The sequence below is a fragment of the Parcubacteria group bacterium genome, from assembly GCA_041660065.1.
Lineage (GTDB): Bacteria > Patescibacteriota > Minisyncoccia > Moranbacterales.
This window is the reverse complement of record JBAZXC010000002.1, coordinates 220,606-233,435: the sequence shown is the minus strand read 5'-3', so window position 1 is coordinate 233,435 and position 12,830 is coordinate 220,606. Positions and strand designations below refer to the sequence as shown.

The 12,830-nt window shown below is 42.9% G+C and carries 14 protein-coding genes; 10 read left to right on the top strand and 4 right to left on the bottom strand.

Annotation, left to right across the window (positions count from 1 at the left end; translation table 11 throughout):
• Positions 1–40 precede the first annotated feature (40 nt).
• From WC819_03650 to WC819_03640, 3 genes are all read left to right on the top strand, one after another.
• Complete coding sequence (locus WC819_03650; protein MFA5986416.1) at positions 41–406, top strand: hypothetical protein; 366 nt, start codon at positions 41–43, stop codon at positions 404–406.
• A 333-nt stretch (positions 407–739) separates the two neighbouring features.
• Complete coding sequence (locus WC819_03645) at positions 740–2,140, top strand: glycine--tRNA ligase (GenBank protein ID MFA5986415.1); 1,401 nt, start codon at positions 740–742, stop codon at positions 2,138–2,140.
• Positions 2,141–2,409: 269 nt separating this feature from the next.
• Positions 2,410–3,132, top strand: a complete 723-nt coding sequence (locus tag WC819_03640) for a hypothetical protein (protein MFA5986414.1) — start codon at positions 2,410–2,412, stop codon at positions 3,130–3,132.
• A 444-nt stretch (positions 3,133–3,576) separates the two neighbouring features.
• Here WC819_03640 and WC819_03635 read toward each other — a convergent pair whose 3' ends face one another.
• Entirely contained in the window at positions 3,577–3,930 is a 354-nt protein-coding gene (locus tag WC819_03635; GenBank protein MFA5986413.1) for a four helix bundle protein, read from the bottom strand.
• 28 nt (positions 3,931–3,958) lie between these two features.
• Here WC819_03635 and WC819_03630 point away from each other — a divergent pair, with 28 nt between their 5' ends.
• The 4 genes from WC819_03630 (at position 3,959) to WC819_03615 (ending at position 8,832) form a co-directional block, all read left to right on the top strand.
• On the top strand, positions 3,959–4,987 hold the full coding sequence (locus WC819_03630) for a reverse transcriptase/maturase family protein (GenBank protein ID MFA5986412.1): 1,029 nt from the start codon (positions 3,959–3,961) through the stop codon (positions 4,985–4,987).
• A 64-nt stretch (positions 4,988–5,051) separates the two neighbouring features.
• Entirely contained in the window at positions 5,052–6,440 is a 1,389-nt protein-coding gene (locus tag WC819_03625; GenBank protein MFA5986411.1) for a leucyl aminopeptidase family protein, read from the top strand.
• 276 nt (positions 6,441–6,716) lie between these two features.
• A complete protein-coding gene (locus WC819_03620; protein ID MFA5986410.1) occupies positions 6,717–7,160 on the top strand; it encodes a DUF4178 domain-containing protein in 444 nt (147 codons plus the stop codon).
• 373 nt (positions 7,161–7,533) lie between these two features.
• Entirely contained in the window at positions 7,534–8,832 is a 1,299-nt protein-coding gene (locus WC819_03615) for a hypothetical protein (protein MFA5986409.1), read from the top strand.
• A 211-nt stretch (positions 8,833–9,043) separates the two neighbouring features.
• Here WC819_03615 and WC819_03610 read toward each other — a convergent pair whose 3' ends face one another.
• The 3 genes from WC819_03610 to WC819_03600 all read right to left on the bottom strand — a co-directional run bounded on the left by WC819_03610 (position 9,044) and on the right by WC819_03600 (position 10,310).
• On the bottom strand, positions 9,044–9,361 hold the full coding sequence (locus WC819_03610; protein MFA5986408.1) for a hypothetical protein: 318 nt from the start codon (positions 9,359–9,361) through the stop codon (positions 9,044–9,046).
• Positions 9,362–9,538: 177 nt separating this feature from the next.
• On the bottom strand, positions 9,539–9,835 hold the full coding sequence (locus WC819_03605) for a hypothetical protein (GenBank protein MFA5986407.1): 297 nt from the start codon (positions 9,833–9,835) through the stop codon (positions 9,539–9,541).
• Positions 9,836–9,872: 37 nt separating this feature from the next.
• Positions 9,873–10,310: a hypothetical protein gene (locus WC819_03600; protein ID MFA5986406.1), complete on the bottom strand. Its 438-nt coding sequence runs from the start codon at positions 10,308–10,310 to the stop codon at positions 9,873–9,875.
• 224 nt (positions 10,311–10,534) lie between these two features.
• Between WC819_03600 and WC819_03595 the strand changes: the two genes are divergently transcribed.
• From WC819_03595 to radC, 3 genes are all read left to right on the top strand, one after another.
• Positions 10,535–11,215 (top strand): S24 family peptidase, encoded by a 681-nt coding sequence (locus WC819_03595; GenBank protein ID MFA5986405.1) that lies wholly within the window; start codon positions 10,535–10,537, stop codon positions 11,213–11,215.
• 17 nt (positions 11,216–11,232) lie between these two features.
• Positions 11,233–11,847 carry an NYN domain-containing protein gene (locus WC819_03590; GenBank protein MFA5986404.1) on the top strand — a complete coding sequence of 205 codons (615 nt, stop codon included), beginning with the start codon at positions 11,233–11,235 and terminating at the stop codon, positions 11,845–11,847.
• A 178-nt stretch (positions 11,848–12,025) separates the two neighbouring features.
• Positions 12,026–12,694, top strand: coding sequence for a DNA repair protein RadC (gene radC / locus WC819_03585; protein ID MFA5986403.1), 669 nt, complete (start codon positions 12,026–12,028; stop codon positions 12,692–12,694).
• The last annotated feature ends 136 nt before the right edge of the window (positions 12,695–12,830 follow it).

Sequence of the window (12,830 nt, the reverse complement as noted above, 5' to 3'; positions counted from 1 at the left end):
AATACACCGTTAATCAATCAAAAAGGAGAAGGAAATGAGCATGAGTGAGATCATTGAGGGTATTGTGGCAGGGAGACAGGCTGTTCGCAAAGAGGTGTCAAAAACTGATGATAAAGGGTTCTTTAAGTTTGAACGCATTGAAATTGGTGCAGAGCGCATCTACGCCCTCATTGTGCCGCAACCAAATCCTATCGATGATATGTTTGCGCCCATTACCGGGGTGCGCATGAGTATGGCGGTTGAGACATGGGTGTATCATTACAATGGAGAAAATCACGTCGATGCCTATGATCCATCGGGCAAGAAACATGCATATGATCTTTCCGAAAACGTGCGACTTGATCAATTGTATGATATGATCCAGCAAAGTTTTCCTTCACACATGAGATCTGATATTTGTTTCTAGTGCCGACAGGGCAAGTCAATATTTTTTATTACTTGCCCTTTTTATATTAAAGCAAGAATGATTCTGTTGTCTTGACAAGGAATTCTGTCCATGGTATTTTCATGCTATGTGGCTGATGGGTGGTGGCGCACTCACGAGGGGTGAAAATTTAAGAGGTGTTTGGACATAAAACGTCCGAAAAAGCAGGTGGAACCGCGGGTTTAACTCGCCAAAGCTCGTGAGAGCGACGGTGGTCAGATACTCGTCCTGATGATTTCAAAGCAAAGTCTTTGGAGTGATTAGGACGAGTTTTTTATTTAGAGTACAAACTTTATAACTTTTAACTAAAATATTATGGCAGATAATAAAAAGACGATCATGGACGAGTTGGTGTCATTGACCAAGAGGCGTGGGTTTGTATTTCCATCGTCGGAGATCTATGGCGGATTGGGTGCGATCTATGATTATGGACATTATGGGACACTGCTCAAAAATAACATTCGCGATTCATGGTGGCGACATATGGTGCAATACCGTGATGATGTGGTGGGACTGGACAGTGCGATCTTTATGCATCCGACGACATGGGTTGCGTCGGGACATGTGGACAGCTTTGATGATCCGCAGATCGATTGTCGTAAATGCAAAGCACGTATGCGTGCCGATCATGTCTTGGAAGCGTTTGATATTGTGGCGGACAAGATGCCAATTGAGTTTATCAATGCGGAATTGGACAAATTACGAGAAAAGGGAAAGCTGAAGTGTATCAATTGCGGTTCGACGGATGTCACACAGGCCAAGCGATTTTCACTCATGGTCAAATCCAATCTCGGCTCACCGACGGATGTGCTCAGTGAGGAAAACGTCGTGTATTTGCGTCCGGAGACATGCGGGGGTATTTACCTTGAATATAAAAACACGGTGGATTCTACGCGTGTCAAATTGCCGTTTGGTATCGCGCAGGTGGGTAAGGCGTTTCGCAATGAGATCGTGGCGCGGCAATTCGTTTTCCGTACACGAGAATTTGAACAAATGGAAATGCAATATTTCCTCCATCCATCCATGATGGAAGAAAAATATGATATGTGGAAAGCTGTGCGATGGCAGTGGTATCTCGATCTCGGGATCGGTGTGGATGATATTCGTTGGTACAAACATGAGAAGCTTGCGCACTATGCTTCCCAAGCATATGACATTGAATATAATTTCCGATCTCTTGGTGGATTCAAAGAGGTGGAAGGCATTCATGCGCGTGGTGATTGGGATCTCTCACAACATAGCAAATTTTCCGGCAAGACATTGGATTATGTGGATGAAAAGACCAAAGAAAAATTCATCCCGCATATCATGGAGACGTCTGTGGGATTGGGGCGACTATTCCTGATGTTTCTGGACAAGGCATTTACTGTGGAAGATCTGGGCGAGGGTAAGACGCGCACAGTACTCAAATTGCCAAAGGTTCTCGCGCCGATCAAGGTGGCAGTATTTCCGCTTCTCAAAAACAAACCGGAATTGGTGGCAAAAGCACGTGAGATCCATGATATGCTCAAGATGCAATATATGTGTGAATTTGATGACAATGGCAATGTGGGCAAGCGTTATCGTCGTCAAGATGAGATCGGTACACCGTACTGTGTGACGATCGATTTTGACACACTGGAAAAGGGTATAGTAACGGTGCGCGATCGCGACACGATGGAACAGACAAGTGTCGCCGTGGAAGAATTGCAAACATTTCTTAGCAAAAATCTGTAAAAATCCCTCTGTCCTACGGACATCTCCCTTTTAAAAAAGGGAGAGTTTGTACCCCTCTTTTGTAAAGAGGGGCTAGGGGAGATTTTTACAAAAATATTGACAAAATGACGATTTAGGCGTACAACGTAAAATCGTAGTAACTTGACAACTTTTCATTCACCACAGCCAAAAAAGGCTTATCTAAGGCAATTTTTGGCTGTGGCGAAACCATATCGGCCAAGTTGGCAGCAAAATATTTACGATGGCACATGTGCCAAAAGGAGGAAGACATGTCTTCTTATTCCGAAGGTCAAACGCATCAACTGATGGAAAAGCTGGAAGCGGAAGGTTGGACATCAAGTGAGGTTACAAAGTTCGGTCAGTATAGGAATCACGCAGGATTTCGCGGAGTTCTCAACGGCACACATAAGATCGTGCCAGTTGATAATGTGGCTGAGGTAGTAAAACCCTCTAGTAGTCCAAAAGTCTATCTCCGCGATCTTTATCAGGATGAAATCATAGAGCTCGGACCGGATGATGGCACCAAGATGCTTTCTAATGCCAAAGATACTTTTAAGGCTGGCATAGATCGCGATTTTGTAAATTGGGGACTTAGTAAAAAGTGTTCCAGAAAAAACAAAATCACGGTTCGCGTTCGCGAAATGATTGAGGATGGCACATTTGGTCAACTTTTTGGTTTTTTGTTTGGCGCATCTCCTGATGAATTTCAAAGTTTTGGGGAGTTCGTTGAAAAATATCGGGAAGATCTGCGCAAGCTTTGTGTCGGACAAGGTCACGTTGAAGAATTCGCGGTGAAGTATCGCGATAAACTCAAGAGAGATGGTTACGGCACATTTTTTCTACTTGAAAATGAAGATACGGGTGAGTTCTTCGTTGCCTACGTGGACTTCAACTCGGACGACTTGCTCAGGGCGTATGTGCGCCGGCTTGAGCACTCGAACGTCTGGTACGCCGAGTTTCGACTTCGTTTGGTGGCTCCGCATCTGGCTTGAAACTAAGTCATCTAGTTCCTTTTCTTTTAGTCCCTTTGATTCTTTGGTGCTTTGGCACTTTGAATCAGAGGGATTTTTTTGTATAATAGAGTTATAATCTTGGAAAAATTTGCGGTTAAGGCCTCAGATCAAGGTTGTCAAAAAATGTACTCGAGGATTTTGCCGGATATGTCTTGCAAAATAGCGGATATGTTTTTTGAAACAAAAAAACAGCCAGTTGGTGCGATGAGCCGGCAGACTTCTATGTCCCGCATAAGATACAATCCTGAGAGTATTCAAAGGATGATGGTGTGGATGGCTCGTCGCATATTTCGTTGCCAACGTGAACTTCAACTCGGACGACTTGCTCAAGGCGAATGTGAACCGGCTTGAGAACTCGAACGTCTGGAACGCCGAGAATCAACATCGTTTGGTGGCTCCGAAACTTATTGTTTTTTCTCCTGCTTACTTTGCAGGAGTTTTCTTTTCCAAAAGTCCTTTTCTCCATCCACCGAGCATGCGACCGATCTCTTCTAGTCTCTGTGAAAGATCTATATAATGATTATTGGGGATGAGTTTGTTTTCCCATGCAAGTTGAGAATAAAATTTGAGTATATCAAGGCGTGAAATTATTTTCCCCAGAAGTAGCACTTTTTGTTCTGGTGGCAAATATGTGGCAGTAAAACTTGATTCCAGAACTTCGAGAAATATTTGGTCGATCCTGCGTCCGAGCCCGTAGCGTTCCGTTTTGGGAAAATTGCGATGTAATGTCAACCAATAACTATACGTTTCTTTTTCCTTTGTAATTACAGCAGGCACTCCTCTGGGGGGCTTTAAAAGTCTGACTATGATGAAAATTCAATTGATTCATACGTATGATGATATTATCAGTGTAGAAAACTTGTTGGAAGCATGGAAAGAATTTGAAAAAGGAAAGAGAAACAGGAAGGACGTGCAGGAATTTTCCTTGAGACTCATGGATCACATCTTTTTGCTTCACAATGATCTCTGTAATTTTACCTATAAACACGGCGGTTATCAAGCGTTCAAAATCAACGATCCCAAACCAAGAAACATCCACAAAGCTATCGTGCGTGATCGGCTTTTGCATCATGCAATCTATAGAAAACTCTATCCGTTTTTTGACAAAACATTTATCGCTGATTCGTATTCATGCAGAAATGATAAAGGAACCCATAAAGCAATCAATAGATTTAAAAAATATTTTCATAAAGTCAGTCAAAATAACACAAAAACATGTTGGGTTTTGAAATGCGACATCAAAAAATTCTTTGCAAATATCGACCATGATATTTTATTAAAAATTCTCTCCGAATATATTCCGGACAAAAATATCATCACACTTCTTGAAAACATCATAGAGAGTTTCTCGTCATTTCAACCGTACCACAGGAAAGAGAGGAAAATCGGACTTCCGCTGGGCAACCTGACTTCACAATTATTTGTGAATATTTATATGAACAAATTCGATCAGTTTGCAAAACATACAATGAAAGCAAAATACTATATTCGTTACGCGGATGATTTTGTATTCTTAGCCACAAACAAAAAACAGTTGGAGAATGATATTCCAGCCATAGAGAACTTTTTGTGGGAAGAATTACGACTGGAAATGCATCCGGACAAGGTTTTTATCAAAACCCTCTCATCCGGTGTGGATTTTCTCGGGATGATCATCTTTTCTGATCATCGGATCTTGCGGACGAAGACGAAAAAGAGGATGGTGCGACGGATGAGGAAAAATGCGACACTGAAAAGATGGCGTTCATATGAAGGGTTGTTGAGCCATGGAAATACACATCGATTGAAAACAAAAATTGCATTAAAATTGGATCATGCGCTATTGCATATTTGACGAAGTGCAAGAAACAACCTTTAATAGAGACAGGCTGTAAATAATCTTTTAACCAATTGCACATATGAAGATCACGATCGTTGAAAAAAATACTACACGCAAAAAATATACGCGCGTGTCATTGCAGGAAAAGATCGTGGGAAATCGTTTTGTGGCGGGTGCAAAGGGCGATGTGTTGGAGATCAAAGTGCCAAAAGCGGATGCGATGACGCGGCGCAAATGGATTGTGCTTGTGCGCACGATCATCCAAGAGGCCAAGAAATACAAGATCGAGCGATTGGAAATTACATGGAAGGACCTGATAGTGTTTGAGGGCATCGGTGACGACTTGTGTCAGATTTTTGCAGAGGCGGTGTATATGGCGGATTATGAGTTCCGCAAATACAAGGCCAAACCGGAAGAAGGATGGCATGATATCGATGAGGTGATCGTTGTGGCGCAAAAAAAAGACAAGACATGCGTACACAAAGATTTTCGCAGAGGTGTGACGATCGCGTCACAAGTAAACTTTTGTCGTGACCTCGCCAATACGCCGGGCGGTGATATGACGCCGGTGCATCTCGCAGGGATCATCCGCAAGGCGATCAAAGGCACCAAGATCAAAATGCGTGTGTTGGATGAGAAACAAATGCGTCGCAAAAAAATGAATGGCGTGCTCGCAGTGGGACAGGGAAGTACATGTCAATCGCGGTTTATCATTTTGGAATATTTTGGCACGGGGACAAAAAAACCGACGGTGCTTGTGGGTAAGGGCGTGACGTATGACAGTGGTGGCATCGATACCAAGCCACATCCGTATGGATTGGAAATGATGATGGATATGAGCGGTGCCGCGGCTGTTGTGGCGGCGATCTTTGCGGCAGATCGATTGAACAGTGAAGAGCACATTGTCGTATTGATCCCGGCAGTAGAAAATATGCCAAGCGGGACCAGCATGCGTCCGGGAGACATCATCACAATGATGGACGGTACGCATGTGGAGATCGGGCACACGGATGCGGAGGGACGGCTGATTCTCGCAGACGCACTCACATATGCCAAGAGCTTCAATCCAAAACAGGTGATCGATGTGGCGACGCTTACAGGTGCGGCGGTGGTTGCGCTGGGCGAGCGTGCGAGTGCGGTGTTCACCGATAATGATGCATTGGCGCAAAAAGTGATTGAGGCAGGAGAAAAAACAGGTGATGCGGTGTGGCGTATGCCACTATGGGATGATTATAGCGCAGAGATTGCGGGGACGCATGGGGATATTTCCAATATTCGCACCAAGGGACAAGGCGGGATTGGCGGAGCCATTACGGGTGCGATTTTCCTCAAGCATTTTGCCAAAGAATACAAAGACAAGTGGGTGCATATCGATATGGCACCGACCATGACAGCTATTTTTGATGAACAACTTGCCAAAGGCGCCAAGGGTTCTCCTGTACGACTTTTGGTTGAACTGTTTTCGTAGGAACGGATCAAGAAAAATGAAAAACCTGTACGGTTACTTGTGCGGGCTTTGCATTTGTGTGATATAGTCAAACATATAGAGTTTATTTATTTTTCTATGTCATGCTGAACCCTGTCTATCGGCAGGCAGATTGTTTCAGCATCTAAGTAAGCCATGAGTGTGAGATCCTGAAATAAATTCAGGATGACAAAAGTTTGCCTTCAATAAGCGCTTATATAAAAGAAAAAATAACATTTATATTAAATTAGTTAATAGGGATACTAATAACAGCCATATATGTACGTACAAGAATTTCGCAAAAAGATTGCCGCAGGCGCAACGATCATTGTGGACGATAAGGAACTTGAGGTGCGGGAAGTCGTATTGTTCCGTTTTGACGATAAAAGTTTTTATATCAAATGTTTTCTCTCGGATGGATATGTATTGGCAGATGATGCCAAGACAAATTCTTTTGTGTTGGTGCGAGAGGTTTATAGTGGCATCGCAGAGCCGTTTCCGGAAGAATTGGTCTATGACGGGAAAGATTTCACGTTTCTATTTGATGCACATGCTGTTGCTGAGCGGACAAGTGGTGAGGAGATCTTCAAAGAAGGGGACAGTGAGACATTTTGGGATTACGAATCCAGTGATGGATCGTACCTGAGCCTGGGGATTCATGATCGCACTGGTAAAAGACAAGACTTTTACGGTAAAACCGTGGATGACATTGAATTTGTGTAAAAAAAGAAAAAATAGGATAAAAAAGAAAACTGTCACAAAAATGGCAGTTCTTTCTTTGCCAAGCCGTAGCTTTACGCAAAGGGTGGTGTGTTTGGCACCTTGTGCAGTTATACACTAAAAAGTGTGATCAGGCAATGATCTTGCTTGAAATACCCCTCACCCCAACCCCTGCCTGCCGGTAGGCAAGCTCTCCCTCAGGGAGAGGGGGTCTTGTTGATATATGCGTGATTTTTTGAGTTTTCAGACGTGCAGTTTTTACGGTTTGACGCGTTGTAAATATTCATGTACTATATCATGTTGTACTTTAACAGAAGCATATTACACTAGTTGCATTGAAGTGCTTCATAAACATAGATCAAAATGGAGGATTGAGATGGCATTAACAATTGAAGGGCAGGTCAAGGTAGCAAAAAATTTGGTTCAGCTTGTGGGGATCGCAAACAGCATTCCTTCTTCGGATGTTCAAGCGATGCGTGCGGATGAAAGAAAGATCCATGAGCAAAATTTAAATCATCTGCGTGCAGGTATCGATCGATTGACAACGGATGATTTGGATGATGTAAGTAAATTTGTCCGAGCATGTCGCCATCATGATTTGCGACATCTGGCCATTCGTCAACACATCAGAGCGTCATGGGTACCGTCGCTATTTGAGATGGAGCAACTGATCCTTCTCGTTTTGTCGAGAATTCATAAAGATGCCGTCGCTGGTCTTGTGCGAGAGATTCTCGCGAAAGGAAATGATCTCTTTATCGTTCCGGAGTCACCGGATGCAGAGATATTGAATGAATTGATGCAGGTGGCGGAAAGAATACACATTCTCCTGGACAGTGCGATGTTTGCCAGTATCGATCATATTCCGGCAGTAGATATCTTTGCAAGTGAGATCGTGGATGCGATGGTGGGGAAAATCATGAATGGCCAGACTTACGCATCGTATTTTCTCCATGAAAGGAATTCCGCTTTGCACTGCTGTGATCTTATCATGGCGATCTCACTGGAAGAGGCTGTTACGGCAGACATTCTTCTTGATGCAATGCATGCACCGATCTTTTACAGCGATGAATGCAGAGGATCAATAAACGAAGCACCATACATCGGAGTGACATATGATGTGTTCCTGCGGAAACTCATTGATCTCGTGGAGTACGAGAATGTCGAGCTCTCATTGGATCAGCTAAAGATTATTGCTCGCAACATCACGGCGCCAAGAGGTGGTGAAGCAGAAATGCAAAAGAAGGAGGAATTTGTGATCCAAAGAGCTCTGCCATTCCTCATCGTTGATGGCGGTGACCCAAGCGGATTCGCACAGTCGTTCATGACCAGAACCGGCAAACATCGATTTATTGTTGCATATCTGCAGACATGCGACACCCTCACGAAGAAGCAATTAAAGGGTCTCGCAGAGTGTGTGACCACGAGAAAATTTTTCGGGGATGCGGCGGCGGATGCGCTTTTTACTGCAAAGAAGAAATTCGGTCTCAAAATCGATGTGGCAAAGGCTCTCAAAAAAGCAGAGGAGGATGCGAAAGAAAAAAGGATTGCAGGTATCGCCATTATGATTGGCGGTCCATCAGCAGGTATGACCGGCGCAATGTCGACTGAAGAGGAAATCGCAGAAATGATGCGCCAAATGCAAGCACAGTCAGGAGGATTTGGTACTGTGCACTAAAAAAAGACCAAGGCTACGGCTTGGCAAAGCCATTCTACGAACAAAAGGCTATGGCTTGGCGAAGCATAACCGGGAGGATCTCAGCAGAGATTCCCCCGGTTTTTTCTTGCCAGTCCATAGCTTCATGCGACGGCTGGATTTGCCAACAAAAAAGCGAGTCAGATATAGTGCATATCGTACTCGCTTGTGTAGGATCAAGAATGAAATTTTTTTAAGAACAAAAATGACTCAAGAGGCGCTTGTCTCTGACGAGGATATCGTCGGCAACAAGAACAGGGTATTCTTTCCCATCGTCACCGAGAGCGTAAATCGTAATGTCTGCGTCAGCACAATCACTTTCGGAGACGTGGACTGAGAGAGGATACGTTTTGCCTGCGGTAAATACCTTTGTGATGATCTCCTTTTTTACAAGTTGGGGATCAGGCGTGCCGTCGGCACTGAGAGTGCCGGAATAGTTAGGGACGTAGCGCCAATACAGATCTTTCGTGCATGTTGTTTTATTATTTTTGGGTTCTTTTTTGCCGGACATGGATGTGCACCTCCTCTGTTAGGTTTTGGGGATGGGTTTTTATACAAAGTGTTGTTAAACAACATGAAGGGGTAGTGTAGGATGAAATGTAAGAGAAGTCAACCGGGTGAAATAAAAAAGCGAGTCAGATATATTACATACCGTACTCGCTTTTGCGGGTTGTTTAGATCATATCTATCAAAAAATAAAATGATCCAGGAGTTTTTGTTCGGTAACACGGACGTCAATTGCCAAAATGATCTGATGGAGTTTTCCATCATCACTACAAGCGCAGATTACGATATCCACATCACCACGATCACTCCCATCGATATGAAGCGTTATGGGATATTTTTTGCCTCGTGTAAAAACCTTTGTGATGATTTCGTCCTCGATGAGTTCATGGTCAGGGTTTCCGTTGGCAGTGAGTCTGCCGCTATGTTCAGGTAATTGACGCCAAAACAGATCATTTCTACATTCTATTTCGTTTGACACGATATTCCTCCAGTCTATGTGAGATTTTCCAATAGAGTTAAATATTTAGAGATGCACGCAAGAGAAACTCCCACTGGTTTTGTATCTCAGGAAAAAACCGTAATACACCCTGAACAAAATCAGGGAGGCATTGGTGAACGTGCTGTACATATTTAGAATGAAAGGGTACGGATTTTTTGAGGGAATACACGATGCCAGAATTTTTAGGCGTGAAGTGAAAGATGCAATATATTTCGAGATCTCGGGTCACAATACCATGGTCGTCGGTATTCACCGGTGTGAATCGCCAGGAACATTGTTCCGTTTTGTGCTCACTAAATCTGGGCATGGGTAATGATTCAATCTTTATTAGTCCTGCAATTGTGCGAATGAGGCACTCAACTTCTTTCCTCATGCGGTCGACTTTTTCTGATCCTCTGATCAGATGTGTCACGATTTCCTCTGGGTTCAGTTTTTGTGATGCCAATTCTTTCATTTTTTCCTCCTGTCTCTAGGATGCCTTCTCAGGCGTATATATCCCTCTCGGGATTGTTAATGAAACACAACAGGCTATTATAACATAAAGTTCTCGGAAAGTCAACGCCCCTCCCCCTTTGGCAAAGGGGGGAAAAGGGGGATTTTACATTTGTCACGTGAAATTATTGACAGTGATATACGATGATGATACTATATCACTATAATTACATAAAAATAAAAAATATGCAAAAGACGCAAGAACTCACACGCAAACAACATGTGATCTTGGAGACGATTCGCGAGATCATTGAGCAGGGATCACATAATCCAACCGCATACAAAGTGCATGCAACATTGCAGGAAGAAGGACATGACGTTGGTGCGCTCAAAGGCACGGTACAAGTGGTGGAAGCACTGGAGAAGAAGGGGCTCATCAAGCGTGATGATAAAAGAAAGATCTATATGGTGAAAAATGAGTCATTCTCCGATCTCGAGAATATTTTTTCCATTCCGACATTTGGACTTGCGTCATGCGGAGAAGCATTGGCGTTTGCGGATAATAATGTGGAGGGGTATGTGCAAGTATCCACGAGCCTTTTTCGCAAAGAAAAACCGGCACAACTATTCGCCGTGAAAGCGTTGGGGGATTCGATGAATAAAGCGGATATCAATGACAATGATTATGTCGTGTTTGCCAAGTATGACAATGGCGAGGATCTCGAAGGAAAGATTGTTGTGGCGGTGATCAATGGCATGGCGACGATCAAAAAATATCGAAAGCTCAGAGGGCATATGATTGGCTTATTCCCGCAGTCGACCAACCCGAAACATCAGCCGATCTATCTCGATGAGTCGGATCAGATCCTCATTGCCGGCGTGTTTCGCAAAGTATTGCCAGCAACACACAGCACGCATAAAAAATAAATGAGATTTGTTGAGTTATGACAAAAGACGAAATCAAAAAATTTGTAGATTCATTTTCTAATAAAAAAGAGAAGACATTGATAATTGTTGACTATGGAAATATAGAAAAATGGAAACATAGTTTGATATGGAGAGTTGGTATCAAAGAGCTTGCACAGCTTTGTAAGAACTTTTCAACTGGAAAAAAATTTTTAAGAAGATTCTATTATGGCGCTGATTATGGTGAAAATGAAAAATCAACCAATTTAATTAGCTGGTCACGATTGATTCTTGAAAAGGCAAAAATGAGTGGGTTTGATGTTGTTCAAAAAAGAGTAAAATATATTCATAGCGATGATAACAAATATGGGTTTGAAAAAAAATGTGATCTTGATGTGGAAATGGCAGTCGATTTGATAAAAGAAAGAGATAATTATGATACGGTAATTTTGTTTTCAGGTGATGGGGATTTGATGTATGCGATAAAATATATGTATGAAGAATATCAAAAAGAATGTTATGTTTTTGGTGCGAGGAATCATGTGGGGCGAGAAGTTTTTGATATGCAGAAACTTGGCGTGGTAAAGGAAGTTTTGTTTGCTGAGGATTTTGAATATAGGATTAGTTTTGATAAATTCAAAAAAAAGCATTAAAAATCAGAAAACCGCCACTGCTGGCGGTAATCGATCAAAATCGAGTAAACCTATTGTCTACATGTATATTATATACTTATATAGCTATATTGTCAATAAACCAAACTTAAAATTAAAAATAGTCTACATAAAAGAAGACGCAAAGACAGTGTAGTAGTGTAAATTTTAAAAAAGAATCATGATGATCAAAGATATGCCGCGGCATGTGATGCCACGGGAAAAGTTGATGGAAAAAGGTGCGGAGAATTTGAAAGACCATGAATTGATGGCCGTCTTGTTGTGCACGGGTATTGCGGGGAAAAATGTATTGAACGTTTCACGCGACATCTTGCAAAAATTTCCGACCAAAAAACTTCTTCATCTCAATTATAAAGACCTGTCACAGATCAAAGGCATCGGTCCGGCAAAGGCGTGTCTGCTTCTTGCGGCTTTTGAATTGACCAAGCGGGCGTTGGACGTGCAGGACAACAATCTGCCAACGATCGTTCGCGCCAAAGAAGCCGTTGCACAGTTGCAGGAACTGCGCACAGTAAAGAAAGAGCATTTCGTCGCACTCTATCTCAATGCACGCAATCAGCTGGTGCACAAAGAAACGATCTCAGTCGGGACGTTGAACGCGAGCCTCATCCATCCGCGTGAAGTGTTCAAGCCGGCGCTTGAACATCTGGCAACGTCGATCATCGTGGCGCACAATCATCCCTCAGGAGACGTGACGCCATCAGATGATGATATCAGTGTGACCAAGAGGCTCACTGAGGCGGGAAGGGTCATGGGCGTCGAGCTCATCGATCACATCATCATCACACAAACTGCCTTTTACAGTTTCCAAGAAAAAGGAGATGTGTAAATTCAGATAAACGCAATGTCTCTGCATTCGTCAAAAAATCGAAAAATGGTATAATAAGCACAGTATTTAATATCAGTATACTTGTCTAATTCTGATGGCAATTCTTATCTCAGAGTTGAACATCACAATTTAAGTT